Origin of the sequence: Methylobacterium sp. ARG-1 (genome assembly GCF_001262595.1) — a bacterium.
GTDB classification, from domain to species: Bacteria; Pseudomonadota; Alphaproteobacteria; order Rhizobiales; family Beijerinckiaceae; genus Methylobacterium; species Methylobacterium brachiatum.
On the sequence record NZ_LHCD01000026.1, the window covers coordinates 56931 to 83650 of the forward strand.

Below are 26720 nucleotides of genomic sequence, written 5' to 3' on the forward strand. Positions count from 1 at the left end.
CCGATGCGGCTGACCATCATCCCGCCCGTCATCGACGGGGAATCCGCCGCGGCGCACCTGCTGCGCGCCTTCGACGTCAACGGCGAGCCGTGGAGCCGCGAACGCCTCAGGACCGCGGGCCATTCCATGAGCGACATCCTGCAGGGCCGCGCCGCCGGCCCCCTCGCGGATCGGCTCGGCCGTGGCGAGGACGCGTTCCGGGGTTGGACGCCCACCGAGATCACCAAGAAAAAGGTCGTGATCGCGGACGAGGTGGTCCACCGGGACGATTGGACGACGAACGTGCGGCGGTGGTGCCCCTGCTGTTGGCAGGACGACCTTCGCAGGACGCCGTCGGGACGACACGCGCACTGGAACATCCACCGGCGCTTCTGGTGGGACGTGGCCGCCGTCGGCACCTGTCCCCTCCATCATGTCCGCCTGGAGGGGTCCTGCCCGATTTGCCGGACGGGCGTCACCTGGGAAGCCGGCTCACTGACCCGTTGCAGGAACGGCCATTCCCTTCTCGCCTGCGACGGCGCCAGGGTCCCGCCCGCGACGACGCTGGCGGACGCCTACGTGGTCGGCCGCCTCGGCGGCATGGCCCGGACCAGCGTGCCCCTCCTCGACGGCCTGACGCTCGCCGAGGCCTGCGACGCCATGGAGCGGTTCGGCGTCGCCCTGCTCGGGGGCGCCGACGGGGCCCTCTCGAAGTTTCCGGCGGAGCGCCATCCGGAGGTGTTCTCGGCCGGTCTCGCCGCCGCCCGGGACTGGCCGCACGCCTTCGACGCCCTGCTCGACGGGATGGCCAGAGCCGACCATGTCGGCCTCGGCGCCTGGGGGGCCGAACAGGTCTATGGCTACCTGTATCTCTGGGCAAAGCGGCTGCCGGCGGGAGCGAGCGGGGATGCGGTTCGGGCGGCCCTATACGCGCATCACGCCGGTCGGGGCCCGGTTCACAAGACCTCGGTGGTGATCCGGCATGCCGACGTCCCGTTGGTCAGCCTCGCCGACATCGCCGCGGAATGCGGCCGAAGGCCGGAGTTCATCGCCGGCTACGTCAAGGCCCTGGGCGCCTGGCCGCAACGGACGAGGAGGGGTACGCCCATCGGCATCGCCCGCGAGACCGCCGCCCAGATCCGGGCGATCCTCGACCGCGCGCTCCGCGCGGAGGATCTGCCGGCGGCGCTCGGGCTGGCGAAGCGCCAGACGCGGATGTTGGTCGCGGCGCGGATCGTTCCGCCCGCCGAGATCCACGCGCGCGCCGGCATCAAGGCCGACGTCTTCGACCGGGATGCCGTGGCCGCCGTGCTATCCCGGATCCGTGGTTCGGCGCCGACCGTCGGGGCCATGCCCGCCGGCCTCCTTCCGCTCGCGCGAGCCAGCCAGCACGGCAAGGTCGACGGCGTGCGCGGCACCTGCGACATGATCCTGGCCGGCCAGCTTCGGGTCAGGGCGGTCCTGCGGGACGTACCCGGCCTCGCGGGCTTCCTGGTCGACCCGGAGGACATCAGGGTCGCGCGGCGTTCGCGCGAAGGTGGGGGTCTCACCCTCGAAGAGGTCGGCCGGCGGCTCACGGTCCCGACGGACAGCGTCGGCCTGATCGTCCGGGCAGGCCTCATGGCGGGGACAGCAATGCCGTGCGGGGAGATCCTGGTGCGGGACGATGCGCTCGCGGCTTACGAGGCCGAGTACGCCACCACGGGTGCGCTCGCCAGGGAGATGGGATCCGGCGCGCGGTGGGTGCGGGAAGCCTTGGATCGGGCCGGCGTCAGGCCAGCCTTCGCGATCACGGGCCGAAAGACCACGACGGTATGGCGCCGGATGGATGTCCCGACGGACCTTCGGCGCCGCATCGCAAGGACCCACACGCCGCGACCCTAGGAGCACGCCGGGACCGCCGTGCCGCGCGAGCGCCGTCGGCGCAAAGCCATGAGCGGGGCGATGAGGATCTGCGCGGGGCGTCGACCGAGGAAGGATGTGACGTCGTCTTGGTTCGGGGACCCCGTCGCCTTCCAGGGGACGTGAACAGATCGGATCATCGCCGCGACCGTGATCGCGGCGGCGGCCCACCGGTTCGGCTGGCGCGGCCTCGCGCTCGGATCCGTCCTCGGTGCGACCGGCGTCGCGGTGCTGGCGGCGCTGGCGGCGCTGCAGGCGGCGACCTGCCGGATCGCCCGGCATTGGCTGGATCGGATCTCCGTCCTGCCGCCGCTCGGGTTCGGCCTCCAACGCGCTTATGAGATCACCGCCGGCCTGCGAGGCCGAGACGGTGCCGACGTCCACCCTCGCGGTCAGGCTTTCACCTGCCCATCGACGCCGGCGGGCTCGGTTCGCGCCTCGGGCATCGGCAGCGGCGGGGCTGGTCAGCCTCGTGGTCTGGCCCGGCGTGTCCCGGCGCAAAAAGACGGCGACCGCGACCGCCGGAAACGGATCGGGGCTCGCCGTCCTCGTCCGCCGGGCTTGCTGCTGCGGGATGGAGCGCATCGTCCGACGCATGCCGCCCGACGTGCCGGACGCAATCGCGGCGGTGACGGTCACCGGTCACGACGCCTTTCGATTCCGGCTCGGCTACACTGGGGTGGCTTGACGGGGCGTCCGGCTGGACGAAACCCATGTCGGGGACGATCTGACCGGGGCCGCCGTTCCGCCCGGCAGATCCTGCGATCTAGGAGCGGCTCGGGGTCCTGCCGGGCTCGGCTTCGACCTGCGCGACGGCGACCTGCCGAACGCGCCGCGGCAGTTCGCGAGCGAGGGCGGCCTTCCTGTACGGCGTCATCTTCCGCCACGCGCGTATTTCCGGGACCGTGCGGCCGCAACCGAGGCACCAGCCGGTCCGCCCATCCCACTGGCAAACCCCGATGCAGGGGTCGTCCTTCCTCATGCTAGGGCCTCCCCGCCACGCGACGCATCGGTCGCTGGACACAGATAGGGTACCCCCCTATGTATTGCGAGGACGAGGACGCCATTCATGGCTCACACGATCAAGGACAGGACCAAGCTGCTGGCGCGGGTGCGCCGGATCAAGGGACAGGCGGAGGCGGTCGAGCGGGCCCTGGAGGCCGAGCACGGCTGCGCCGACGTGCTGATGCTGGTCGCCTCGATGCGCGGGGCCATCAACGGGCTGACCGCCGAGCTGATGGAAGACCACATCCGCCACCACGTCGTGAACCCGGACGCCGAGCCGGACGCCGAGCGCGCCCGGGGCGCCGCCGAGCTGATCGAGGTGGTGCGGACCTACCTCAAATGACGAGAGCCGCCCCATGACCCCGTTCGCCGACCTGCTGCAGCAGGGGACCGCGCATGCCTGGCTGTTCGTGCCGAGCGCCATCCTGCTCGGCGCCCTGCACGGCCTGGAGCCCGGCCATTCGAAGACGATGATGGCCGCCTTCATCATCGCGGTCCGGGGCACGGTCACGCAGGCGGTCCTGCTCGGGCTGGCGGCGACGCTCTCGCACACCGCGGTCGTCTGGGTGATCGCGCTGGGCGGACAGTATCTCGGCCAGGAATGGGGTGGCGACACGGCCGAGCCGTATTTCCAGCTGGCGTCGGCGGTGCTCATCGTCGGCATCGCGCTCTGGATGGCGTGGCGGACCTGGCGCGAGCAGCACCACGGTCACCATCATCACCATGGCGAGCACCGGCACGTCGTGACCGGCGACGGCCGGTTGACGCTGGAGGTGTACGAGGACGGCGTGCCGCCGCGCTGGCGCCTCCGGGCCGGGACGGGTCCGCTGCCCGCGCCGGGTGCGGTCACCGTCGAGACGGTCCGTCCGGACGGCGGGCGGCAGACGTTCGCCTTCGCCGATGGGGGCGACTTCCTGGAGAGCCTGGAGGAGATCCCCGAGCCGCACGCCTTCACGGCGCGACTGCGCCTTGACGGGCCCGCGGGTGCGGAAACCCACGAGGTCGCGTTCGAGGAGCAGGATCACGACCACGGTCACATGAACCTGGGCGACGAGGACGACGCCCATGCCCGAGCGCATGCGGAGGACATCCGGCGGCGCTTCGCCGGGCGTCAGGTGACGACGGGACAGATCGTGCTGTTCGGGCTGACCGGCGGCCTGATCCCGTGCCCGGCCGCCATCACGGTCCTGCTCCTGTGCATCCAGCTCAAGCAGTTCAGCCTCGGCTTCGCGCTGGTCGTCTGCTTCAGCATCGGCCTCGCGGTCACGATGGTCTCGGCCGGGGTGCTGGCCGCCCTCAGCGTCAAGCACGTCGCGTCGCGGTGGTCCGGGTTCGGTGCCTTCGCCCGTCGGGCGCCCTACGCCTCGGCAGCCCTGATCGTGCTCGTCGGCCTCTACACCGGCTGGCTTGGCTGGCAGGGCATCCATCCCGACCCCGCGGCGCACGCGGTCGGGATCGACCCATCGATCAGCCCATCGTAAGCGCGGTCCCGGCGGGCTTGGTCGCCCCGCCGGTCCTCGCCGCGAAAGCCCACAGCCGTCGAAGCGCCGGTGCATCGGCGGATGTGGCCGAGATGGACGCGGCTGCCCGCTCGGAGCGAACCGGTCGAGCCTCCTGACGCGTGGGGCAAGTCGACGGACTGACCGGGCTGCCACTGCGAAGACCCGCATGGCGGGGTTCCGGCGGCGCATAGCCCCGCACCTTCGCCATTCGGTTAGAGCCGCGGCGCGTGGCATCCACGGCCTCGGGACCGAAGCGCCCGACGAACATCCGGGTCGGTTCATCCCGGCCGGGCCGCGGGCCAGCGTTGGTGCAGGTCGTCGATGACGAAGGCGTGGGCATGCCGGCGCGTCCCGACGCCGTCCAGGTGCGGATGGCCAAATTCGAGGCCGGGGTGCGCGTGCTCGACGACGTCCGGGTCCGAGGCCGGCCAGAGCGCCGCCGCCGCGGCGACGGCGACCAAGGTCAGCGCGCCCAGCACCGCCAGCGTGACCGGCATGCCCGCCTTCGCGCCGAGCCAGCCGGCAAGTGGATAGGTCAAGAGCCAGGCGACGTGCGAGAGCGCGAACTGGGCGGCGAACACGGCCGGGCGGTCGCCGGGCGTCGCGGAGCGCCGGAGCAGCCGTCCGGTCGGGGTCTGCGCGGCGGAGTACCCGATCCCGAGCGCCAGCCAGGCGGCCAGCAGCATAGGCCAGCCGATGACGCCGCCCCAGGTCGTAGCGGCAAAGCCGAGCAGCACGACGCCGAGGAACGCCGCCGCCGGGAGCATGACCGTGCGGTCGGGCAGCCGGTCGAGCACCCGCGGCAGCAGCAGAGCCGCCAGCATCGAGCCGCCCCCGAACAGCCCGAGCGCCACCGCGACGTCGTTCTGGGGCCGTTGCAGGAGGGCCTGCACGATCACCACCGTGTTGACGATGACCATGGAGCCGGCCGCCGCCACCGCGAGGTTCAGGGCGAGAAGCCCGCGCAGCCGCGGCGTGGCGAGGTAGATCCGCAGCCCCCGCATGGTGCGCTCGTACACCCCCGCTTGGCGCTCGGGCGGCGTCGGGGACGGGAGCGCCACCGAGACGACCAGGGCGGCCGAACACAGGAATCCGACGACCGTGCCGCCGAACAGCCAGTGGAAGTCGATGACCGTCAGCAGCAAGGCGGCCAGTGTCGGACTGAGCAGGTTCTCCAGGTCGTAGGCGAGGCGCGAGAGCGACAGCGCCCGGGTGTAGTCACGCTCGTCCGGGAGGATGTCCGGGATGGTCGCCTGGAAGGTCGGCGTGAAGGCCGCCGAGCAGGCTTGCAGCACGAACACCAGTAGGTAGACCTGCCAGACCTGGTCGACGAAGGGCAGGATCAGGGCGACGCCGGCCCGGACGAGGTCGGTCGCAACCAGGAAAGCGCGGCGGGGCAACTGCCCGGTGAAGGCGTTCGCGATGGGCGCCACCAGCACGTAGGCCACCATCTTGATGGCGAGCGCCGTGCCCAGCACCGCCCCGGCCTCTGCCCCGGCCAACCGGTAGGCGAGCAGGCCGAGGGCCACCGTCAGCAGGCCGGTGCCGACCAGGGCGATGACCTGCGCGGCGAACAGGTGCCGGTAGGTGCGGTTCGCGAGGACGCTCAGCAACGGGGCCTTCACAGGTACTTGGCCAGCGCCTTGAACTCGGCCAGCGCCGCTTTGGCGGACTTGCCGCCGTCCGCGACGCCGTCGCCGATGCAGTGCTCCATGTGGTCCTCGATCAGCGTGCGCTTCGCGTTGGCGATGGCGCTCTCGACCGCCTGCAACTGCTGGGCGAGGTCCACGCAGGGGCGGCCCTCCTCGATCATCGCGATGACGCCGGCGAGATGGCCGTGGGCGCGCCTCAGCCGCTTGATGATCTCCGGGTGGGAGGCGTGAACGTGATCCATGTTGACATGCTATCCCCCCGGAGGGGATGGGGGAAGGGTGTTCGACGCGCCGGGATGGACGGCGCTCGCCGGGAAGAGGGTGTCGGGTGTCATTCGGACGGCGTCTCATGACGGTGGCCGTCGCGTTGCTCCTGGCGGGCGTGACGGTGATGCCGTTGCTCGCCGAGGCCCGGCACGCGGCCTCCGGTCCCGTCGCGCTCGCCATGCCGCCGGTGGCGGGACAGGACCACGCCAAGGCCCACCAGGATGCCGATGACCTGGTCCACCACGCGCAATCGCACGCGCAGGGCGTGATGCCCGTCGCCGCCAAGGCTCCCGCGAGCGTGGCCACGTCGGCGGCGCGGTCGTTCGCCCGCCTGGACGACGTCTTCCGAGCCGGGGGCGGGGCGCAGGGACCGTTCGAGCCTCCGAGGGCCTGAGGCTTTCCGCCACTTCCCATCCTCGAACGACGGCGCCGTGCGCGTGCGGCCGCCCGTCCATGGCACCGACATGTCCAGACGTCTCATCCCCGTTCTGCTGGCCCTCGCCGGCGGCGTCCTGATCGCGACCTGGTGGCCCGGCGCTCCCGATGCGGTCCGCACCATGCTGGCGGGCGCCAGGGGGGCCGCCGCGCCTGCCAAGCCCGAACCGCACGCGGCGGCCGGTCCGGAGCCGGAGAGATCCGGCCTCGTCAAGCTGACGGACGACCAAGTCGGCAAAGCCGGCATCCGCACGGACGGGGTCGGTGGCGGGAACCTCTCGCGCCACCTGCACGTGCCGGGCACCATCGTCCCGAACGCCAACCTGACCGCCCGCATCGCGGTGAAGACCACCGGCACGGTGGTGGAGCTGCGCAAGGGGCTCGGCGACAAGGTCGCCAAGGGCGAGGTCGTGGCGCTCCTCGACAGCCGCGAGATCGCCGACGCCAAGGGAGAATACTTGGCGGCACGCGTGTCGGCCGCCCTGCAGAAGACGCTCTACGAGCGCGACAAGGAGCTCTGGGACAGGCGCATCTCGTCCGAGCAGCAGTACCTGCGCTCGCAGGCGAGCTACCAGGACCTGAAGGTCAAGGAGGACGCGGCCCGCCGCAAGCTGACCTTCCTCGGCCTCAGCCAAGCCGAGATCCAGGCGTTGCCGAACCAGCCGGAGGCGCAGTTCGAGCGCCAGGAGATCCGCTCGCCGCTCGGTGGCAAGGTCGTGGAGCGGCGCGTCGACCTCGGGGCGGCCGTCGGCCGGGACAACCTGGAGACCGAGCTCTACAGCGTCGTAGACCTGTCGACGGTCTGGGTCGATCTCGCGGTGAGCCCCGGCGACCTGCCGCTGGTCCGCGAGGGCCAGGCGGTGGCCGTGCGGGCCGAGGCGACCGGCGAGGCCGCGCGCGGTCGCATCGTCATCATCGTGCCCGTCCTCGACCAGGCCACGCGCGCGGCGCGGGTCGTCGCGGAACTGGCCAACCCGGACGAGACCTGGCGGCCCGGGTCTTTCGTGGGTGCCGAGATCGTGATCTCCGACAAGCCGGTGCGGGTGCTCATCCCGGCCTCGGCCATCCAGACCTTGGAGGGCAGACCGAACGTCTTCGTGCGGGTGGCCGCGGGCTTCGAGGCTAGGCCGGTGAAGCTCGGGCGGTCGGACGACGCCGCCGTGGAGGTGACGGAGGGGCTGGAGCCCGGCGAGGCCGTGGCGGTGGCCAACACCTTCACGCTGAAGTCCGAGCTCGGCAAGGCCGCGGCGGAGGACTGAACCGTGATCCGCCCGATCCTCGCCTTCTCCGTCGCCAACCGCTACGCGGTCATCCTGGTGACGCTCATCGCCACCGCCTTCGGGGCCTGGTCGCTCGCGCGGCTGCCAATCGACGCGGTGCCGGACGTCACCAACAACCAGGTCCAGGTCAACGCCATCGCGCCGGCGCTGACGCCGGTCGAGATCGAGAAGCAGGTCACGGTCCTGGTCGAGCGGGCGCTCGCCGGCACGCCGGGCCTGGAGAGCTTGCGCTCCTTCTCGCGCAACGGCTTCGCCCAGCTCACGGCCGTGTTCAGCGACAAGGTCGACGTCTACTTCGCCAGGCAACAGGTGAACGAGCGCCTGGGCGAGGTGCGCAACACCCTGCCACCCGGGGTCGAGGTCAGGCTCGGGCCGATCTCGACCGGCCTCGGCGAGATTTACTGGTGGGCGGTCGAGTACCAGGCCGCCGGCGACGGCGCCCCGGTCCGCGATGGCCTGCCGGGCTGGCAGTCGGACGGCAGCTACCTGACGCCCGAGGGCGAGCGGCTGAGGTCCGACTTCGAGCGCACGGTCTACCTGCGCACGGTCCAGGATTGGATCATCCGGCCACAGATGAAGAGCGTGCCGGGCGTGGCCGGTGCCGATGCCATCGGCGGCTTCGTCAAGGAGTACCAGGTCAAGCCCGACCCGATGAAGCTCGTCGGCTACGGCCTGGGCTTCGCCGACCTGACCCGGGCCATCGGAGCCAACAACGTGACCCGAGGCGCCAACTACGTCGAGCGCAACGGCGAGGGCTATGTCGTCCGGGCCGGAGGGCTGATCGAGAACGTCGACCAGATCCGCGATGTCGTCGTGGCGACCCGGGCCGGGATACCGATCCTGGTGAGGGACGTCGCCGAGGTCGGGATCGGCCGCGAGCTCCGGACCGGCTCGGCCAGCGAGAACGGCCGCGAGGTCGTGCTGGGCACCGCCCTCATGCTCATCGGCGAGAACAGCCGAACCGTCTCGGCGGCCGCGGACGCCAAGATCAAGGAGATCAACAAGCTTCTCCCGCCGGGCATCCAGGCCCGGACGCTGCTCAGCCGGACCGACCTCGTCGACGCCACGATCCGGACGGTGTCCAGGAACCTGGCCGAGGGTGCGCTGCTGGTCGTCGCGGTGCTGTTCCTGGCGCTCGGCAACATCCGGGCGGCGATCATCACGGCCCTGGTCATCCCCGTCGCCATGATGCTGACGGCGACCGGCATGCTTGCGGGCCGCATCAGCGCCAACCTGATGAGCCTCGGCGCGCTCGACTTCGGGCTCATCGTCGACGGCGCGGTCATCATCGCCGAGAACAGCCTGCGCCACCTGGCCGAGCGCCAGCACGCGCTGGGACGGACGCTGAGCCTCGACGAGCGGCTGGAGACCGTGCGCGTCTCGGCCGAGGAGATGATCAAGCCGAGCGTCTACGGGCAGGCCATCATCATCCTGGTCTACGTGCCGCTGCTGACGTTCACCGGCGTGGAGGGCAAGACCTTCGCACCCATGGCGCTGACGGTGCTGATCGCGCTCGTGGCGGCCTTCGTGCTGTCCCTGACCTTCGTCCCGGCGATGGTCGCGACCTTCATCACCGGGCGGGTCGGCGAGGGCGACAACCTGCTGATCCGAGGACTGAAGGCGGCCTATCGACCGGTGCTGGGCGGGGCGGTCCGGACGCCCTTGGCTTTCATAGGCGGCGCGGTGGTCGTCCTCGGGCTGGCCGGGGCCCTGGCGACGCGGCTCGGCCAGGAGTTCACCCCGACGCTCGACGAGAAGAACATCGTCATGGAGGCGCGGCGCATCCCCTCGACGGCTATCTCGCAGTCGCAGGCCATGCAGCTCGGCGTCGAGGACGCCATGAGCAAGTTCCCGGAGGTGGCCTTCGTCTACTCGCGCTGCGGCACGCCCGACATCGCCGCCGACCCGATGCCGCCGAACGCCTGTGACACCTACCTGATCCTGAGGCCCCAAGCGGAGTGGCCGGACCCGTCCGAGGCGAAGGAATCGTTGATCGCCCGCATGGACGCCGAGGCGAAGCTGATCCCGGGCACGCTGCTCGGGTTCTCGCAGCCCATCCAGATGCGCTTCAACGAGCTGATCGCGGGCGTTCGCGACGACCTCGCGGTGAAGGTGTTCGGCGAGGAGTTCGGCCCGATGGTCGACGGCGCCCGCAAGATCGCCGGCATCCTGCGCAGCCTGGAGGGCGCCGCCGACGTGAAGGTCGAGGAGGCGGTCGGGCTGCCGTTCCTGGAGATCAAGGTCGACCGGCGCGAGATCGCCCGGCGCGGCTTGAGCATGGCGGACGTGCAGGACGTCATCGGCACGGCGGTCGGCGGCAAGGACGCCGGGCTGGTGTTCGAGGGCGACCGTCGCTTCGCCATCGTGGTCCGGTTGGCCGACGACGCCCGGGGCGACGTCGAGGCGTTGAGGAACCTGCCGGTGCCGCTACCGCCCTCGCAGGCCGCGCCCGCGCGGACGGGCACCGGGGTCCCGGCCGCTCCCGGGCCGGCCGGCGGTACGAGCGTGCCGCTGCGGCAGCTCGCCTCGTTCGCCTTGGGCGAGGGGCCGAACCAGGTGAGCCGCGAGAACGGCCGCCGCCGCGTCGTGGTCACCGCGAACGTGCGCGGGCGCGACATCGGCTCGCTGGTGGCCGAGGCGCAGGCGCGCATCGCCGCCGAGGTGCGGCTGCCGCCCGGTTACGAGGTGAAGTGGGGCGGGCAGTTCGAGAACCTGACGGCCGCTCGCCAGCGCTTGGCGGCGGTCGTGCCGGCCTGCTTCGCGCTGATCTTCCTCCTGCTCCTCGGGGCGCTAGGGTCCGGGCGCGACGCGCTGATCGTGTTCAGCGCCGTGCCGATGGCCCTGACCGGCGGCGTTGCGGCCCTGTGGCTGCGCGACATGCCCTTCTCGGTCTCGGCCGCGGTCGGGTTCATCGCGCTCTCGGGCGTCGCGGTCCTGAACGGCTTGGTGCTGCTGAACCACATCCGCGCGCTCGTGGCGGAGGGGACGGCGATTCCGGATGCCGTCCGCGAGGGCGCCCTGACCCGGCTGCGGCCGGTGGCTATGACGGCCTTGGTCGCCGCCCTGGGCTTCGTGCCGATGGCTTTGGCGACGGGCACAGGTGCGGAGGTGCAGCGGCCGCTGGCGACCGTCGTCATCGGCGGCTTGGCCAGCGCGACCGTCCTGACGCTGCTGGTCCTTCCGGCGCTCTACGTCCGGTTCGGCAAGGCCAAGGCGTCCCTCCCGTCCGCTCCACGAGGCCATGTCGTGGCGTGGGCCGACCCACGAACACCTTAGCCGGACGGCCCCGCGAGCGGTCGGATCGGGGCGTCCGCATCGCGGCGGGACAAGGTTCCGGGCAAATCGGGACAAGCTGTGTTGAGAGCGCCGCTGTCGCGGTGCTGCAAACGGGACAAGCTTTCTTGAGAGCGTGTCCTGCGCAGCCGCGCGCAAGGATCGGCATCACCGAGGTTGCCACGGACCGAGTGAGACGGCGCGCACGCGGCGGGACGACGTAACCCGATGTGTGCCGCCGCCATTCAACGCCTTTGGGAACGCCTGGTCTCGGCTCGCGTCCCGCCACCGTGGCTCGACGGATCGAGGCCAGATCCATGGCCACGAGCGGCTGTCCGCCCGGACTTCCGACCGGCTCGGATGAAAGGTCGCCGCCCGTCACCCCTACTCGAAAGCCCCTTGGCATCGCACGGGACAAGTCGGCGGTAGAGGCTTCTGAGCCAGGCTCATTCCGGCAAGCGCCGCCTTCCTAGCCGCCCGTCGGGGGCAGCCGGCGCGCGGCGTCGATGTCGCCGAAGGACCGGGGCGAGGCCACCTCGTAGCGGGTCACGCCCATGGCCTCGTGGCCGGGTTCGCCGGCGGTGGGGCCGCCGGGGCGCTCGGCTCTCAGGCTGGCCAGTTCGCCGGCCGACCCAGCAAGCCGCGGCCCGGCATGCCGCGGAGCCATGTCACGAAGGCGCTCACCCGCTCGGGCGTGAACTGGTTTCGATGGCCCTGCGTGCTGTGCACGAGATCGCTCAGTTCCTGGGGGACCAGCGGGCCCGAACCGCCCCAGTAGGCGTATTCGCGCCCGAGAAGCACCCGGTCCGTCCGACCGGTGTCGCGCACCAGGTTCGGCAGGCTGGTGACGCCCCCGGGCTCGCTATGGAAGGAATCGGCCTGGACGAAGGTGCCGTCGGCCGAGCGGCGATAGATGTTGTCGCCGTAGATCTGCATGCGGCTGCCGGACATCACCGGTCGCTTGGCGCCGAAGCGAGCGTCGTCCCAGTACCGGTCGAAGGTGAGGATCTCGTCGACCCGCATCCAGTAGACGACACGGTCCTTGATCCCGTTCGGGATCGAGCCGGTCCCGACCACGAAGTCCCCGACGCTCGCGTGCTGCCGGATCAGCGGTTTGCACGCGCTCAGCGTGCACACCCGGTGGAACGGATTGGGCGCGAACCCGAGGTCGTGGTCGATCACGTAGGAGTGGACGCGCACGCCGGCCTCAGCACTTGTTCCGCTTGGTCTGGCGCTCCGCCCGCGGCTGGGCGTCGGGCTTCAACCACTCGGGCTTCGCGTTCCTCCGCGGTAGGGCGCCCCGCAGGCTGCCCGCATCCCAGGGGACGGTATCCCCGCCGTAATCCTCGAACGCGCGCGGCAGCGTCTCGTCCTGGGTTCCAGGAGGCCAGATCCCGATCACGCGACGACCCTGGGCGGCGGCCCGCTGCATCACGCGCCCCAGCTCCTCGTCCGCGAGGCAATCGGGAGACAGCACGATCACCCCCAAGTCCTCGTCCGGCGTCTCGGCGTGACCGGCGGGGGCCTCGTCATCCGCGGGTGCGGGCTCGTCGTCTTCCGGCGCAACGGGATCCTCGACGTGCTCGCCGTCTTCCCCCTCGTCGTCCTCCCCTTCGCCGGGCTCGACGGCGGCGACCTCCTCGTCCACGACATCGCAGCCCGCCTCGGCCAAGAGCTTGAGCAGGGCCGTGCGTTCCTCGTCGTCGACAGGACCGAGCACGCAAACCTTCGGCATGTGCGGCTTCTCCCCGGTGCCCAGGTCCTTCCGTCGCGCATTACGCCCGGGAGCCTGGCTCAGTAAAGCTTAGGTGGTCAGCCGCGGTCGGTATGGCAAGGGTCCGTCCGCGGCGGCGCGGGTGGGCACCGGCACCCTGGACTGAGCGCCGGAAAGGTCCGACGATGGCAACCTGAGGATAGGCCAACCTGGAGCGGGGAGGGGACATGGATACGGCGCCGCTTAGCCTGAACGGTTATCAAGCCGGGGCGGTCCGGACGGACCGGACGCGAGGGAAGGGCACCGGCCTCGACCTGGCCGTGCTCGGCCTCTTCGGCGAGACGGGCAGCCTGCTGAGCGAGACCAAGAAGAAGCAGCGCGACGCGCGGTCCTATCTCGGCTACGAGGCGAGCGTCGTCGAGGAGATGGGCGACGCGCTCTGGTACCTGGCGGTGATCGCCGATCACGCCGGGCTGCGCTTGGGGGATCTCGCCGGCCGGGACCTCGCCGGGGGACCCGAGCCGACCTTCGCGGACGTGCAGCCGCAGCGTGCCTTGCCTTTGCACGTCCCGACCGTCGCCTTCGAGCACACCCTGCTACAGCTGGCCGGGGCCGTCGGCCGGCTGGCCGCGCTGGGGGCGCGGGGCGACCTCGCGGGAAGCCCGGACCTCCTGGAGCGTCTCTCCGCAGTGTTCGGCCTTCTCGTCGCGGCCGCGAACGAGGCCGGCGTCACCCTGGAGCAGGCCGCCATGCGCAACCTCGCGAAGGCCGAGGACCGTTGGCCGGCGACGCGCGTCGCCCCGCCGCTGTTCGACGAGGCGTTCCCGGACGAAGAGCGCCTACCCCGCGCGTTGACCATCGACATCTTCGAGCGCACCGGCGGGAACGACAGGCGGTACGTCGTGCAGCGATGCAACGGCATCTTCATCGGCGACCGCCTGACCGACAACATCATGAAGCCGGACGATTACCGGTTCCACGACGCCTTCCACTATGCCTACGCCGCCGTCCTCGGCTGGTCGCCGGTGACGCGCGCGCTGTTCCGCCTGAAGAGGAAAAGCGAGGCCCGCGTCGACGAGGGGCAGGACGGAGCGCGCGCGATCCTGATCGAGGAGGGCGTGGCGACGTTCGTCTTCGGTGAGGCGAAGCAGCTCGGCTTCTTCGAAGGACAGCGCCCGGGCGACCTGGGCTTCGCCTTCCTGAAATCGGTGAGGCAATTCGTGCGCGGCTACGAGGTCGAGGCCTGCCCGCTCTGGCTTTGGGAAGAGGCCATCCTCGCCGGTAACGAAGCGTTTCGTTTCTTGCGGGAGAAGCGCCGCGGGCGCCTTCGGCTCGATCTGGTCGGGCGGAAGATGCTGGTCGAGGACCTGCCGACATGACACCTGGCGCCTTCATCGAGGCCCTCGCGGCGCTTCGCTTCAGCGACACCTTCAACCCCTACGCCGAGGCCTGCCCGGACCACGACGGCGTCGGTGCGCCCCAGGTCCGGCGTGAGAACCTGCGCCTCGTGCTGGAGGCGGCCCTCGCCGGAGGCGTCGACTCGATCTGGATCGCGCGCGACCTCGGGTACCGTGGCGGGCGGCGCACGGGCCTGGCGCTCACGGACGAGGCCCACCTCTCCGCCCATGCCGGCCTCTACGGTCAATTGCCGCTGGCGCGGGCAACCCGCGGCCCCGCGATGACCGAGCGCACGGCGACGGTGATCTGGCAGGTTCTCCGGGACCTGCGACGTCCGATCTTCCTCTGGAACGTCTTCCCGCTCCATCCGCACGCGTCGGGCGACCCGCTGTCCAATCGCTGCCACACCCGTCGGGAACGGCAGGCGTCCCGCCACCTCCTCGAATGGCTGGTGTCGGAATTGCGGCCCCGGGTCCTGGTCGCCATCGGGAGGGATGCCGAGGCGGCGTTGGCGGACTTGGGTATGGCGGCCGAGCGGGTCCGGCATCCCAGCTACGGAGGTCAGACCGAGTTCGTCGCTCGGATGGGCGAGTTGTACGGCCTACCCGCCAAAGCTCCGCACGCGGTGCAACTCACGCTGCCGTAAGGAAACCGCAGCCGGATCTTCCCGACGTTGGTCTGGCGGGCCTCCAAGTCAGGCATGACGCACCAGCACGTGTTCGTATGCTGGCCCGGGATGAGACGCCTCGAACCTTCCCATCGCCCCGGCGGCCACGCGCACCTATGCCGGCGAGACTTCCAGGGTGCGACGCACCGGTGAACCCTCGGGGCGGGCAACGGGAAGCCGGATCACCTTGCTTTACCTTAGGCGTGCCTCCGGTCTATCGCCTTGGCGAAGATCCGGCGGACGAAGGGGGGCGGTTTGGACGCGGCGGTTCGTGCGCGATTGCTCGCCTCCATGGAAGCCGGGCGCCTCGTCCTCCTCTGCGGCGCCGGCCTGTCGATGGCGCCGCCGAGTTCCCTGCCGTCGGCCTGGACCGTGGCCGCCAGGTGCTACGACCGCTATGTCATGAGCATCGATCCGGAGTGCCCGCAGGAACTGCGCGGCGACCTGGAGTCCCTGGCGGAGATCTTCGCCAAGGAGGACATGCTCGGGTCGGTCTTCATCGACGCTCTCGTGCCCTGGGAGGATTTCGTCCGGCCGCCCAACGTCGGGCACGCCGCGGTGGCGGACTTCCTGATCACGCGCTTGGCCGCCGGTGTCGTGTCGGCGAATTACGACACCCTGATCGAGCGCCGCGCGCAGGAATACGGGTTCGATCTCCTCGCCTCCCTCGACGGCGACGAGGCAAAGGTCCAGGCCCGCAAGCACGCGCCCCTGCTCAAGTTTCATGGCTGCTCCGTCCGCGAGCGGCGCGCCACGGTCTGGACGGCCTCACAGCTCACCGAGGACCGGGTGATCGCCGCGCGCATCGAGAAGACGAAGACGTGGATGGCCCACCACCTCCGCGAGAGCGACCTGCTCGTCGTCGGCTTCTGGTCGGATTGGTCCTATCTCAACACCGTTCTCGCCGAGGCATTGACGGGCGTCGCGCCGCTGTCGGTGACGCTGGTCGATTTGGCGCCCGAGGACGTCCTGCAGGCCAAGGCGCCCGAACTCTGGACCCTGGCCAATTCGGAGAACGTCCGGTTCACGCATGTTCAGCGTTCGGGGGCCGAAGTCCTAGACGAACTCCGGAGGGCGTTTTCCCAGGCGTACCTACGCAAGGTCCTGCACGCCGGGCGCGCCGCGTTGGAGAGCGAGCTCGGAGCGGAGTGTGAGGCGGGCTGGCTCGATCCGCCCGACCTGGGCAGCGAGGAACTCTACGACCTTCGACGGGACGCCGAGGGCGTGCCGGCCACCGCCGCGGCGACCTTGCGGAACCCGGGGCCGTCCGAGGTCCTGGGCTACGCGCACCTGTTGCTGCGGCGTGCCGGTGCCAGCCAGACCCCCGTCGGCTATGATCTCGCGGGCCGCCGGATCAGGGTCGTGAACGGTTCGGGCATGCTGCTCCAGACGGTGCAGGACCGGTTCAGGGAGACGCCGTTCGAGGTCGCCGACATCGTGGTCTGCGCCGGAGCCACCGACGTCGGCCTGCCGTTGAACGTCGTTCGGGAAGGGCGACCGGGCGACATAATCCGGCCGAGCGCCTCCGCGGCATGGCTCGACCTTCCCGCCGCCCGCAGGGAGCTCGACGTGTGATGGACATAGCGACTCAATCCGAGGTGCTCCTCCGGTCGGCAGGCTATGAGACTTGGACCTGGCCGGGCGGCAGCGTGCCGGTCGTCTGCTTCGAGAACGCGGCGGTCGTCGGATTCCTGCACGTCTTCGCGAGCGGCGAGAGCCTGCTCGCCGATTGGCAGCAAATCCAGCAGGCCACGCTCGGCCGGCATGCGGCCTCGTTGCGCTCTGCAGGCACAAAGGCCTGGAACGTTTACGCCTTGTTCCTGGCTTGCGGCTCCGAACCGGCCCTCGCGCGGCGGATCGAGCGGATCGAGGAGGACTTCTCCATGACCCGCAAGATCGCGCGCGGCGACTTGCGCACGGTGGCCGATTTGCGAAGAACGTTGTTGCCCCTCCTGCCGGTCCTCAGCGCACCCGAGATCGGCGGGGCCGATTACCGGGCCCGTCTGCGGGCGCGCTTGAGCGACCTGCCGGACGACGCTGTGGCCGCGTTCCTGGGCGCGGCGAGCGCTTCCGAGGTGGCGCGCATCCTGGTGGATGCGCCATGAGGCTCGACTACCTCGAACTGTGCGGCTTCCGGGGCTTCCTGGAGCGCCAGCGGGTCGATTTCGGCACTGGCTTCACCGTGATCTGCGGACGCAACGGCGTCGGGAAGAGCACGCTGTGCGACGCGGTCGAGTTCGCCCTCACCGGCCAAATCGACAAGTACCTCGTCGACAAGGCGGCGAAGGAAAGCCTCGACGACTACGTCTGGTGGCGCGGCGAAGGCCACCCGGAGGCGCACTTCGTCACCGTGGGATTCCGCGCCGATGACGGGAGCGGCTTCGCAGTGACGCGCTCGCGCGAGACCGGCGCCGACCGGGACGCGGCACGCATCGAGGCGATGCTCTGCGTTCCGGGCGCGCAGCCCGAGCGGGCCCTCCAGCAGGTCTGCAGGACATCCATCATTCGCGACGAATGGATCGCTGCGCTCAGCCTCGACCTGACGGAAACGCAACGGTTCGAGTTCGTGCGCGCGGCGCTGGGCGCCATCGAGGGTCCGGATTACGCCGCCAAGGCTCGCGAGGCCCTGTCCTCCGCCGAGGCCGTACACAATGCCGCCGCGCAGGCCTATGAGGAGGCGCGCGCACGTCTGACCGCGGCGCTGACCGACTTGGAGCAGATCCGGGACGTCGCCCTGCAGGCCGGGGACGTCGCGGCCGTCCTTGCCACCCTGGACGAGCTTACGCCTGGGGCCGGCCCCGACCTGGGAGCTCGGGTCGCGGCAGCTCGGAAGACGCTGGCCAGGCGCCGTTCGAACCTCGGCGAGATGGGATGGGTCGCCGACGAGGCTCGCGCGGTGGCCGCATTGCGCGACACGGTCGCGCGACACGGCGACAGCGCAGGCCGGGACGCGGTGGCGGTGGCCGAAGCCGAGGTCGCGGTCCAGGAAGCCCGCCGCCAGCTGCAGGCCGCCGAGGCGCGCCTGGACCGTGAACAGGAAAGCGACGGCCTCGCCGCGTCGCTCGCGATCCTGGTCGATCACGGCAGCCGGATCGGCCTGCATGACGACCGTTGCCCGCTATGCCGCGCGCCGCAGGGCGCCCCCGAGTTCGAGACGGGGCTCGCATCCGCGCGCCAGCGCCTCGCCGCCCGGCGGTCGGCAGTGCCGGAGGCGCGAGGCGAGGTCGCGGCGGCCCGAACCCGGGTCGAGGATGCCGGCGAGATCCTGAAGCAGGCCGAGACGGTCGTCCATCGCCTCGCGTCCGCCCAAGCCGAGCTGGAAGCCCGGGAAGAGGCGCTTTCGGCCGAGCTCGTGCGACGTTCCCTGGATGGAGAGCTGGCCTACGACCCAGAGGCCCTGGAGGAGGTGGTGGAGGCCGAAAGGAGTCGGTTGATCGACCTGGAACGGAGCATCCTCACCTTGGAAGCTTCGCAGGCGGTGGAACGCGTAACGGAGCTCGAAGCGCGCCTCGAAGCGCTTCGGGCAGAGGCCGACGACGCGAGCGACCGGCTCGCGCGCGCCCACGCTGCGGTGACGACCGCCCGGACGCTGGATCGTACGGTCCGCAGGACGAATGCCGAGATCATCGACGAGCGCCTGGCGGTTATCAGCCCGCTGCTGAACGAGCTGTACCAGCGGCTTCGCCCGCATTCCGAGTGGCGGACCATCGATTACGGCATACGCGGCGACGTCAGGCGTTTCCTGAGCCTGCGGGTCGGCAACGGCTTGAACCCGCAATTCGTGTTCAGCAGCGGGCAGAGGCGTGCGGCCGGGCTGGCCTTCCTCCTCTCCGTTCACCTGTCCCGGCCATGGTGCAATTGGCGGACGCTCATGCTCGACGACCCGGTCCAGCACATCGATGATTTCCGGGCCTTGCACTTGGTCGAGGTCCTGTCGGCCCTGCAGCGGTCGGGCCGGCAGATCGTCTGTGCCGTCGAGGATCCGTCGTTGGCGGAATTGCTGTGCCGGCGCCTCATGAGCGAGCCCACGGCGCTCGGTCGCCGCCACGACCTGGATCTTGTTCCCGGCGGGGGTGCCTCGGTCACTCGCTCGACGGACATCGAACCAGCCATGGTCGGCGTGCTCAGGAGGGCAAGGGACCTGAGCGCGGCGAGCTGAGACGGCCTCGATGACCGACGGCGTCGGGGCTGTGCCCGCCCAGGACCGGTGTTTCGACCCGCGGTCCCCGATTTCGTGACCTCGACGAAGGAAGAGGGCAGGGAGCTCGACGACCGCCTCGCAAACGCTCCCCGCTCTCCGCAGACCCCGTCCGACGTGGGTGTCGCCCTGCCCGTCGAAAGCGGAGAGCATTCCTGCGCGCGGCAATTCCGGGGAGTGGATGCCCGATCAGGCCGCGAAACCGAAAAGGTTTCGTCCCGGCCAGCGGTCCTGGCTCAGGCCCAACACGGGAATCATCATGTCCGCAGAGGGGCGGCGCGGTCACGGGCGCCCCTCTGCGGAGGCCACCCCCTCTGCGGAGGCCACCGGCTTCAAGCACATCCCGGGCGTGAGGACAGGCTTCCCTGACAATCGGGATAAGCTCTCTTGAGTGCGTACCATTGGCAGGGCCGTAAATCGGGACACGCTTTCATGATAGTCTGCCTCGGCTGTCCCAGCCGTCCGGCTCGCCTCGTCCCGAGGCGGCTTCCTCGTGCATGCCGGGCCGCCGTCCAGATCATCGTGGAGCGGCCGATCCGAACACGTGAGGACCGCAGCGACGGTATCGGCGAAGCCAGCCGAGCCGACCGCCAGGGCGCCTCCTCGGACCTGAACGATCAGGGCGCTCGACCGGATGCCCCCCGGCGTTGGGGGCCGGTGGTGTCCTCGCGGCCATTCCGAAAAGAAAGTACGGCAACCCGAAGGGCATGGTCCGGTCCGCAGATCACGCTAAGGACGCGGTCTGGACCCATCGGCCCTATGATCGAGCCGGCATCGGGTTTGATGCCGGCCTCTGTTTCCAAGGGTTGGACCAGGCATCCGCGCCTGGGCATGTCGGGTCTAGGGAGCGAGGCGGATCACGTTCCCTACAAATCGGGATAAACTTAAATGAGACCGCCCCTCCAGAGGTAACAGAAATCAAGACAAATTCTCATGTTAGCGTGCACCAAGGCGGGTTGTCGGATCTGCTGCGGACTGTGCTGCGCAGATTCTTTTCCGGAACCAGGCTGTGGTACTGCCGCCTCAATCCGAAAAACCGTGACGGTGAGACGGTGAGACGGTGAGACGGTGAGACGAGGGCAATTTGTTATCCTCCGAGCCATCGCGGAAGCCGCAGTCGGTCGAGAACACGGAAACGCGAAGCTGAGCGGACGTGAGGGGCCGTTCGCGAACAAGGTCAAACTTCTCTGTAAGCACGGATCTGTATGGACAGAGTTCCGTGTGCTTTAGGCTAAGCTCATTTGAGAGCACTCCCTGTGGGGATTCCTCAAATCAGGACAAGCTTTGCCGAGAAATGACACGCTACGGCGCGCCGCGCTCGGGCAGCCGCATCAGCGGCTCGCCCATGCGCAGGCGTGCGCCTTCCTGCAGGGTCGGCCACAGGGTGAAGCCCGGCGGGGTCAGGACAACGATGGTCGAGCCGTGCTCGAACCAGCCCATCTCCGCGCCCTTCTCCAGGCGGGCCGTGCAGGGCAGGGGGCGGCCGTTGGTCCGGCGCAGGGCGACGCCGTCCGGCAGGAAGCCGAGGCGCAGGCCAGCCACCAGGATCGCCGCCACCGGCACCAGGGTCACGGCGTGGCCGGCGATCCGCAGGCGCAGCACGGCCCGCTCGTTGCGGCAGAACAGGGCCTCGACGCGCTTCAGCGCGATCGGGTTCACGTTCCAGGTATCCCCCCAGATATGGCGGACCGATTCGACCCGGAGGTCGTGGGGCGCGTGGAAGCGGTGATACATCCCGGCGGTCAGCCGCAGGGTCGCGTAGGCGCCGCCCTCATGGGCGCGAGCCAGATCCGCATCGCCCCCGAGCAGGTCGGCCAGGCTGTAAGATAGGCCCTTGATCTGGAGCAGGCGCCCCGCCTCGATCCGGCCATGCGCACCCAGGATCGCGTCGCTGGGACTCACCAGGATCGCTGGATCCGGGGCGATCGGTCGGGCGCCGGGGCGCAGCGCGCGCACGAAGGCGGCGTGGAGGCTCGGGAAGCGGGTCTCGGCGGCGTCGCTGAGGTCGACGTCGCAGAACAGGCGCCAGGTCGCGATCGAGACGTCGCGCACCAGGGGCTGCTCGATCCGGCTGAACCAGCCCATGAACCGGGTGGCGAGCCGGCGTGGCAGCCGGTTGGTGAGCAGGAAATTCAGATCCTCCTGGGCGCCGACCTGCGCCAGGGCGCGCCGCAGCCGCGATCCCGCCGAAACCGTCATCATGCCGTGAACCGCCTCCGATACGGCGTGGGGCGATGTCCGCACTCCTCGCCACCCTGTCCGCCACCGCCGCAGCCGCGGTGATCGCTCTGCCGAAGGCCGCGCAGCGCCTTCACTTGTCCCGGGCCAAGCATCCGTCCCTGACCGGGCATGCCCGGATGGCCCGGCGGGTGGCGGGGCTGATCCCGCACTACGCCTATTCCGAGCGCACCTTCTTTCGATCCGACGACCCGGACGAGACGGTGGCGCTGCGCCGGGAGAACGGCTTCGCCCGGCTGGCCGAACTCTACCGCACGCGGTTCGCCCGCACCCGGGCCGAGACCGAAGCAGTTCGCGACGGGCTCTCGGATCTTCAGTTCACCGGCCTGTACCGAGTGCCGTTCCAGTATGCCGGCCATGTGCGCGCGCATCTCGGCGCCGGGGCCTTCGCGGCCGCCTCGGCGGGCGTGACTGTCACGGATCTCGACGGCAACGTCTTCTACGACCTGGCCGGGTCCTACGGGGTCAACCTGTTCGGTGTGGACTTCTACCGCGCCTGCCTGGAGGCGGGCGCCGCCAAGGTCGCCGCCCTCGGCCCGGTCCTGGGGCCGCTGCACCCGGTGGTGACCGGCAACGTGGCGCGGCTCAAGGCGCTGTCGGGCCTCGACGAGGTCTCGTTCCACATGTCGGGCACCGAGGCGGTGATGCAGGCGGTGCGGCTCGCCCGCTACCATACCGGCCGGCGCCGGATCGTGCGGTTCTGCGGCGCGTATCACGGCTGGTGGGGTGAGGTGCAGCCGGGCATCGGCAACCCGGTGCCGACGCGCGACACGCTCACCCTGGCCGACATGTCCGAGCGGACGCTGAAGGTCCTGGCCAGCCGGCGGGACGTCGCCTGCGTGCTGGTCAACCCGCTCCAGGCCATGCACCCGAATGCCGGCGCGCCGTCCGATTCGGCGCTGGTCGACAGCGGCCGCAAGGCTTCCTTTGATCGCGCCGCCTACACGACATGGTTGAAGGCGTTGCGCGCGGTCTGCACGGCGAACGGCATCGTCCTGATCCTCGACGAGGTCTTCCTCGGCTTCCGCCTCGCCCGGGGCGGTGCGCAAGCGTATTTCGACGTCCGCGCCGACATGGTGACCTATGGCAAGACCCTGGGCGGCGGCCTGCCGGTCGGCGTGCTGTGCGGCCGGGCCGACCTGATGCGGCGCTTCCGGGACGACCGCCCGGTGGACATCTGCTTCGCCCGCGGCACCTTCAACGCGCATCCCTACGTGATGGGTGCCATGAGCGCGTTCCTCGACCGGCTCGAGACGCCGGAGGTCGCCGCCCTGTACCGCGACCTCGACGCCACCTGGGACGCCCGGGCCGCGCGGCTCAACGCCCTGCTGGCGGAGGCCGAGTTGCCGGTACGGGTGGCGAACATGTCCACGGTCTGGACGGTCCTCTACACGCGGCCGTCGCGCTACAACTGGATGCTGCAATTCTACCTGCGTGCCGAGGGGCTGGCGCTGTCCTGGGTTGGGACCGGCCGGATGATCTTCAGCCTCGCCTACGACGACGCGGCGTTCGAGGCGGTCGCCGCCCGCTTCGTGGCGGCGGCGAATGCCATGCGGGCCGATGGCTGGTGGGAGGGCGGCGCCCCGACCGACAAGGCGATCCGCCGGGCGATCCTGCGGGAGGTCGCGGCGGTCCGGCTCGGCAAGCTGGGCGCCCGTCTCGGCCTCCGGGCGCCCGACCGGGCCTGATCGGGGTTTCAGAGGCCTGCGGGCCCCTGGGCGGTGCCCTCGCAGCGCTCTGCCCGGCACCGGCATAAGGTCGAGGACCTTCTGGAACCGGGACATGTCCGGCATCGCCGGGACCGGGAATCCCCCGGCTCGGCGATGCAGGTGGGTTCAGGCGCCGCGCTCGTGCGGCTCGTGCTCTTCGTTGAGCTCGCCGTGGAGCAGGGCCAGCGGCGCCTTGTGGTAGAGCTTGATGTCGTGGAATGGGTCCGTGAGGATCTTGGTCGCCCAGACCAGGCCGGTCTGCACGTCGCGCACGAAGAACAGCTGCACGGTGCGGAACAACAGGCCCGCGCCTGCCAGCCACAGCCAGATCCAGCCGACGTTGCGGATCAGGTCGGCGGTCGTCTGATGCGGCTCGAGCAGGCCGAATAGGCTCGGATCGAAGTAGAGCGGCAGCGGCGACAGCGCCCAGATCGCCAGCAGCACGATCTTGCGCTGAAGATTGTAGCCGACCTTGATCTCTTCCTTGTGCTCGTGCGTCGCGTTGTTGACGTGGTCGTAGCCCTTCGGCTCGAAGAACAGGTGGCCGGCCTGCCGGCTGGTCATCGCCACCAGCCAGCCGACCAGCGCCGCCGTCGCGGGATCCTTGAAGGCAAGCGCGTAGGCCACCAGGAAGCTCCCGGCACTGACCATGTGCAAGCTCTGGTTGATTCGATTGTGGTGATAGTAGCGGTGGTCATCCCAGCGCTGGATGCGCAACGCCTCGAGAAAGCTCGCCATGCCGTACGTCTCCGTTCGATCTTGGGTGGGCTGGTAGAAGGCGGGCGCGATCAGGCCTCGCGCTTGCGCAGGCGGATCAGGGAGAAGTGGCCGAGCGGCGGCAGGGCGCGGCGCTCGACGATCTCCACCGGGGCGTTCGCCGCCCAGGCAGCGTAGCGCTCCCAGGAAAATTCGGTCCGCCATCCCAGGCGGCTCGTGATCGGCATGAGCGTGTGCTCGACCAGGCGGCGCAGGCCGCCCTCGGCGCCGATCCGCGTGGTGATGACGATCTCGCCGCCGGGGCGCAGGACCCGGGCGAACTCATCGAGGGCGACCTCGGGGTTCGGCACCGCAGTCACGACATACTGGGCGACCACCACGTCGAAGGAGGCGTCGCCGAAATCGAGATGCTCGGCATCCATGACGGCGAGGCGCTCGACGTTGCGCAGGGCCAGCCGGGCGACGCGGCTGCGCGCCTTCTCCAGCATCGGCGCCGAGATATCGATCCCGACGATGCTGGCCGCGCGCCGGTAGGCCGGCAGGGACAGGCCCGTGCCGACGCCGACTTCGAGGACGCGCCCGCCGATCCGCTCGGCGGCGGCCGCCGCCAGGGTCCGCCCCTGGGCGAAGACCGGGCCGAACACCAGATCGTAGACCGGCGCCCAACGGCCATAGGCCTTGGCGACGCCGTCGCGATCGAGGTCGGGGCCGAGCGTCGCCGCCCGCGGTGAACCGGTGCTCTGCGTTCCGAGGGCCATGAGGGTCCTGTCTCTCGCTGTCTGTCAGGCTGAGGCACCCGGCCGCCGGCCGCGTCGCGGGCCGAGGGATCCGGGATTCAGGGGGTGACCGGGCTCAGGCCCGGACCGGGATCACGCTGGGTTCGGGCACCGCCGCGCGGCTGGGTCGCGACGCCGGTTCCGGCGGCGCCGATCCGCGGGCGGGAAACAGATCGGAGCGGCCGCATTGGCTGGCTGAACGCGGTCGATCCGCCGATGACATCACAGACATCGCGCGGGCGCGATCAGACGAAACGGCGGCGCCGGAGGCGCAAAGCTAAGCGGAACGTCATCGGCCCCACACCGTTTCTCCGCGGCGATCTTTCCGCCGGCAAAGCTATGATTGTCGTTTGACGATGTTGTGACATCACAAAAGGGTCTTTTACGGAAATCCGCTTCGCTGGCAAAGCATTGGCTATGCAACAACACGGCTTGAGACCCCGATCCTCTTCGGAATCTTGTCCGGCAGCCGGATGCGACGCCCCCGATACGGTCCCGCCGATGCGGGCTTCACCGGCACGGACCGGTGGCAGGTCTCGTTCACGATGATGCGAAACGCCGGGTCGGACATCTCAGCGGTCGGCCCGGCTTGCGCTATGGTTCGAATACCACAGTGCTGGCGGACGGTTTGTCCGACATCTTCTCGCCCTGTTGTCGACGAGATGTTCCCCGGTATCGGTTGAAGACCATGGCGCGGTTTCGCGTCGAAGGAGTGTTTCGCGTGATCGAACAAATGCGGCGTATGACCCTGGCTGTGGCGGCGATCGCCGGGCTCGCCGGAATGGCAGGGCGGGCGGAGGCCGCGCAGTGCGGCAACACGGCGGCGGGATTCGAGGCCTGGAAGCGGGAATTCGCTCAGGAGGCGCGCGGCAAGGCCAGCGCGGCGAGCCTGGCCGCCCTCGAGGGCACCAGCTACTCCACGGCCACGATCTCGGCCGATCGCGGCCAACGCAGCTTCAAGCTGTCCCTGGAGCAGTTCCTCGCCAAGCGCGGCGGTCCGACCATCGTGTCGAAGGGGCGTCAGCTCAAGCGCACCAACGCGGCCCTGTTCGATTCGATCGAGCAGCGCTACGGCGTCCCCCCGGGGCCGCTCCTGGCGATCTGGGGCATGGAGACCGGTTTCGGCGCGGTCCGCGGCAACGTCAACACTCTCTCGGCGGTGGCGACCCTCGCCTACGATTGCCGCCGCTCCGACTACTTCACGGACCAGCTCTACGCGGCGCTGACCCTGGTCGACCGCGGTCTGCTGTCGCCGAGCACCCGCGGCGCGGCGCACGGTGAGGTCGGCCACACCCAGTTCCTGCCCAAGAACGTCCTGTCCTACGGCACCGGCGATCTGAACAATGTCGGTGCCGCCCTGTCGTCGACCGCGAACTTCCTGAAGGCGCATGGCTGGCGCGCCGGCGCGGGCTATCAGCCCGGCGAGCCGAACTTCGCCGCGATCCAGGGCTGGAACGCCGCATCGGTCTACCAGCGGGCGATCGCGCAGCTCGGAAAGCAGATCGATAACGACTGAACATTGATCGATCGCGGATGAGACCAAGCATTCAGGTTTGAAATCTCTATCCGCCCGAAAATGGTCTCGATCGAACCGCAATCGACCACGTAGCCGCCGCAGAAAAGCCGGCCCGCCCCCGCTGATTCATCTCGGCGGGGCCGGCCGGCCCATCGATTCGCGTTGACGGCCCTCAGAAGCCGCAGCGCCGATGATCCGGCAGGCGCCCGCTCCGCGACGAGAGCATTGGCGCCCGCATGGCTATCGACTCCGTGCCGCTGGACGGCCCCACCCCCCGGACTGCGCGCCATTCCTATGCGGCGCCCCTGGCAGCCCTGACCGCCGCGGTGGCCCTGGCCGCCCTCGGAACCGGTCTCCCGCCTGCGGGACGTCCGTTTGTTGACCGCCCGGCCGAAGCCGCCCCGCCGGTCGCGCAGAGCGAGTCACCCGTCGAGGCCGAGACCCACGTGGCAGACGCGGAAGCCCCGGCGCCTGAAGCCTGGCGCAATGCCA

At 70.2% G+C, this 26720-nt stretch carries 21 protein-coding genes and 1 pseudogene; 14 read left to right on the plus strand and 8 right to left on the minus strand.

Going from position 1 to position 26720, the window contains the following annotated elements; genetic code table 11:
• Positions 1–3: 3 nt before the first annotated feature.
• Entirely contained in the window at positions 4–1863 is a 1860-nt protein-coding gene (locus AKJ13_RS21190) for a TniQ family protein (RefSeq protein WP_050735138.1), read from the plus strand.
• A gap of 784 nt (positions 1864–2647) precedes the next feature.
• Here the strand turns inward: AKJ13_RS21190 and AKJ13_RS21195 are convergent.
• Complete coding sequence (locus AKJ13_RS21195; protein ID WP_050735139.1) at positions 2648–2863, minus strand: DUF1289 domain-containing protein; 216 nt, start codon at positions 2861–2863, stop codon at positions 2648–2650.
• Between the two features lie 87 nt (positions 2864–2950).
• Here AKJ13_RS21195 and AKJ13_RS21200 point away from each other — a divergent pair, with 87 nt between their 5' ends.
• Both AKJ13_RS21200 and AKJ13_RS21205 read left to right on the plus strand, forming a co-directional pair.
• Entirely contained in the window at positions 2951–3229 is a 279-nt protein-coding gene (locus AKJ13_RS21200) for a metal/formaldehyde-sensitive transcriptional repressor (RefSeq protein WP_050735140.1), read from the plus strand.
• A gap of 13 nt (positions 3230–3242) precedes the next feature.
• Positions 3243–4367: a nickel/cobalt efflux transporter gene (locus AKJ13_RS21205; protein ID WP_050735141.1), complete on the plus strand. Its 1125-nt coding sequence runs from the start codon at positions 3243–3245 to the stop codon at positions 4365–4367.
• Between the two features lie 299 nt (positions 4368–4666).
• Here the strand turns inward: AKJ13_RS21205 and AKJ13_RS21210 are convergent, their stop codons facing one another.
• Positions 4667–6001, minus strand: a complete 1335-nt coding sequence (locus AKJ13_RS21210) for an MFS transporter (RefSeq protein WP_050735160.1) — start codon at positions 5999–6001, stop codon at positions 4667–4669.
• 8 nt (positions 6002–6009) lie between these two features.
• On the minus strand, positions 6010–6282 hold the full coding sequence (locus AKJ13_RS21215) for a metal-sensing transcriptional repressor (RefSeq protein ID WP_050735142.1): 273 nt from the start codon (positions 6280–6282) through the stop codon (positions 6010–6012).
• Positions 6283–6389: 107 nt separating this feature from the next.
• Here AKJ13_RS21215 and AKJ13_RS21220 point away from each other — a divergent pair, with 107 nt between their 5' ends.
• The 3 genes from AKJ13_RS21220 to AKJ13_RS21230 all read left to right on the plus strand — a co-directional run bounded on the left by AKJ13_RS21220 (position 6390) and on the right by AKJ13_RS21230 (position 11298).
• Entirely contained in the window at positions 6390–6701 is a 312-nt protein-coding gene (locus AKJ13_RS21220; RefSeq protein ID WP_050735143.1) for a hypothetical protein, read from the plus strand.
• A 70-nt stretch (positions 6702–6771) separates the two neighbouring features.
• On the plus strand, positions 6772–8001 hold the full coding sequence (locus AKJ13_RS21225) for an efflux RND transporter periplasmic adaptor subunit (RefSeq protein WP_050735161.1): 1230 nt from the start codon (positions 6772–6774) through the stop codon (positions 7999–8001).
• A gap of 3 nt (positions 8002–8004) precedes the next feature.
• A complete protein-coding gene (locus AKJ13_RS21230) occupies positions 8005–11298 on the plus strand; it encodes a CusA/CzcA family heavy metal efflux RND transporter (RefSeq protein ID WP_050735144.1) in 3294 nt (1097 codons plus the stop codon).
• 603 nt (positions 11299–11901) lie between these two features.
• On the opposite strand, the gene AKJ13_RS21235 is transcribed toward AKJ13_RS21230, so the two are convergent.
• Entirely contained in the window at positions 11902–12495 is a 594-nt protein-coding gene (locus AKJ13_RS21235; protein WP_050735145.1) for a hypothetical protein, read from the minus strand.
• A gap of 7 nt (positions 12496–12502) precedes the next feature.
• The gene (locus AKJ13_RS21240; RefSeq protein WP_050735146.1) at positions 12503–13030 is read right to left on the minus strand and encodes a hypothetical protein; all 528 of its coding nucleotides are present in this window, start codon (positions 13028–13030) and stop codon (positions 12503–12505) included.
• Positions 13031–13236: 206 nt separating this feature from the next.
• On the opposite strand from AKJ13_RS21240, the gene AKJ13_RS21245 reads away from it, so the two are divergent.
• The 5 genes from AKJ13_RS21245 (at position 13237) to AKJ13_RS21265 (ending at position 19233) form a co-directional block, all read left to right on the plus strand.
• Positions 13237–14388 (plus strand): nucleoside triphosphate pyrophosphohydrolase family protein, encoded by a 1152-nt coding sequence (locus AKJ13_RS21245; RefSeq protein ID WP_050735147.1) that lies wholly within the window; start codon positions 13237–13239, stop codon positions 14386–14388.
• Entirely contained in the window at positions 14385–15053 is a 669-nt protein-coding gene (locus AKJ13_RS21250; protein WP_050735148.1) for a uracil-DNA glycosylase, read from the plus strand. The genes AKJ13_RS21245 and AKJ13_RS21250 overlap by 4 nt, the downstream gene beginning before the upstream one ends.
• A 312-nt stretch (positions 15054–15365) precedes the next feature.
• A complete protein-coding gene (locus AKJ13_RS21255; RefSeq protein ID WP_050735162.1) occupies positions 15366–16649 on the plus strand; it encodes an SIR2 family protein in 1284 nt (427 codons plus the stop codon).
• 74 nt (positions 16650–16723) lie between these two features.
• A complete protein-coding gene (locus tag AKJ13_RS21260; RefSeq protein ID WP_236961626.1) occupies positions 16724–17179 on the plus strand; it encodes a hypothetical protein in 456 nt (151 codons plus the stop codon).
• A complete protein-coding gene (locus AKJ13_RS21265) occupies positions 17176–19233 on the plus strand; it encodes an AAA family ATPase (RefSeq protein ID WP_050735150.1) in 2058 nt (685 codons plus the stop codon). The genes AKJ13_RS21260 and AKJ13_RS21265 overlap by 4 nt, the downstream gene beginning before the upstream one ends.
• Positions 19234–20574: 1341 nt before the next feature.
• Here the strand turns inward: AKJ13_RS21265 and asd are convergent.
• The gene (gene asd / locus AKJ13_RS21270) at positions 20575–21474 is read right to left on the minus strand and encodes an archaetidylserine decarboxylase (RefSeq protein WP_082317052.1); all 900 of its coding nucleotides are present in this window, start codon (positions 21472–21474) and stop codon (positions 20575–20577) included.
• 32 nt (positions 21475–21506) lie between these two features.
• Between asd and AKJ13_RS21275 the strand changes: the two genes are divergently transcribed.
• A complete protein-coding gene (locus AKJ13_RS21275) occupies positions 21507–23198 on the plus strand; it encodes an aminotransferase class III-fold pyridoxal phosphate-dependent enzyme (RefSeq protein ID WP_050735151.1) in 1692 nt (563 codons plus the stop codon).
• Positions 23199–23345: 147 nt separating this feature from the next.
• Here the strand turns inward: AKJ13_RS21275 and AKJ13_RS21280 are convergent, their stop codons facing one another.
• A complete protein-coding gene (locus tag AKJ13_RS21280) occupies positions 23346–23957 on the minus strand; it encodes a hypothetical protein (protein ID WP_050735152.1) in 612 nt (203 codons plus the stop codon).
• A gap of 50 nt (positions 23958–24007) precedes the next feature.
• The gene (locus tag AKJ13_RS21285) at positions 24008–24694 is read right to left on the minus strand and encodes a methyltransferase domain-containing protein (RefSeq protein ID WP_050735153.1); all 687 of its coding nucleotides are present in this window, start codon (positions 24692–24694) and stop codon (positions 24008–24010) included.
• Between the two features lie 751 nt (positions 24695–25445).
• Here AKJ13_RS21285 and AKJ13_RS21290 point away from each other — a divergent pair.
• Positions 25446–26228 carry a lytic transglycosylase domain-containing protein gene (locus tag AKJ13_RS21290; protein WP_050735154.1) on the plus strand — a complete coding sequence of 261 codons (783 nt, stop codon included), beginning with the start codon at positions 25446–25448 and terminating at the stop codon, positions 26226–26228.
• Positions 26229–26464: 236 nt separating this feature from the next.
• Positions 26465–26720: pseudogene (locus AKJ13_RS32440) on the plus strand (hypothetical protein); the annotation flags it as partial.

What these genes read in the sequence shown, in the direction of transcription:
- AKJ13_RS21275 (WP_050735151.1), top strand. Translation starts at nt 21,507, where the DNA reads ATGTCCGCACTCCTCGCCACCCTGTCCGCCACCGCCGCAGCCGCGGTG.
- AKJ13_RS21280 (WP_050735152.1), bottom strand. Translation starts at nt 23,957, where the DNA reads ATGGCGAGCTTTCTCGAGGCGTTGCGCATCCAGCGCTGGGATGACCAC.
- AKJ13_RS21255 (WP_050735162.1), top strand. Translation starts at nt 15,366, where the DNA reads ATGGAAGCCGGGCGCCTCGTCCTCCTCTGCGGCGCCGGCCTGTCGATG.
- AKJ13_RS21245 (WP_050735147.1), top strand. Translation starts at nt 13,237, where the DNA reads ATGGATACGGCGCCGCTTAGCCTGAACGGTTATCAAGCCGGGGCGGTC.
- AKJ13_RS21290 (WP_050735154.1), top strand. Translation starts at nt 25,446, where the DNA reads ATGCGGCGTATGACCCTGGCTGTGGCGGCGATCGCCGGGCTCGCCGGA.
- AKJ13_RS21220 (WP_050735143.1), top strand. Translation starts at nt 6,390, where the DNA reads ATGACGGTGGCCGTCGCGTTGCTCCTGGCGGGCGTGACGGTGATGCCG.
- AKJ13_RS21250 (WP_050735148.1), top strand. Translation starts at nt 14,385, where the DNA reads ATGACACCTGGCGCCTTCATCGAGGCCCTCGCGGCGCTTCGCTTCAGC.
- AKJ13_RS21200 (WP_050735140.1), top strand. Translation starts at nt 2,951, where the DNA reads ATGGCTCACACGATCAAGGACAGGACCAAGCTGCTGGCGCGGGTGCGC.
- AKJ13_RS21195 (WP_050735139.1), bottom strand. Translation starts at nt 2,863, where the DNA reads ATGAGGAAGGACGACCCCTGCATCGGGGTTTGCCAGTGGGATGGGCGG.
- AKJ13_RS21225 (WP_050735161.1), top strand. Translation starts at nt 6,772, where the DNA reads ATGTCCAGACGTCTCATCCCCGTTCTGCTGGCCCTCGCCGGCGGCGTC.
- AKJ13_RS21240 (WP_050735146.1), bottom strand. Translation starts at nt 13,030, where the DNA reads ATGCCGAAGGTTTGCGTGCTCGGTCCTGTCGACGACGAGGAACGCACG.
- AKJ13_RS21215 (WP_050735142.1), bottom strand. Translation starts at nt 6,282, where the DNA reads ATGGATCACGTTCACGCCTCCCACCCGGAGATCATCAAGCGGCTGAGG.
- AKJ13_RS21190 (WP_050735138.1), top strand. Translation starts at nt 4, where the DNA reads ATGCGGCTGACCATCATCCCGCCCGTCATCGACGGGGAATCCGCCGCG.
- asd (WP_082317052.1), bottom strand. Translation starts at nt 21,474, where the DNA reads ATGATGACGGTTTCGGCGGGATCGCGGCTGCGGCGCGCCCTGGCGCAG.
- AKJ13_RS21265 (WP_050735150.1), top strand. Translation starts at nt 17,176, where the DNA reads ATGAGGCTCGACTACCTCGAACTGTGCGGCTTCCGGGGCTTCCTGGAG.
- AKJ13_RS21205 (WP_050735141.1), top strand. Translation starts at nt 3,243, where the DNA reads ATGACCCCGTTCGCCGACCTGCTGCAGCAGGGGACCGCGCATGCCTGG.
- AKJ13_RS21285 (WP_050735153.1), bottom strand. Translation starts at nt 24,694, where the DNA reads ATGGCCCTCGGAACGCAGAGCACCGGTTCACCGCGGGCGGCGACGCTC.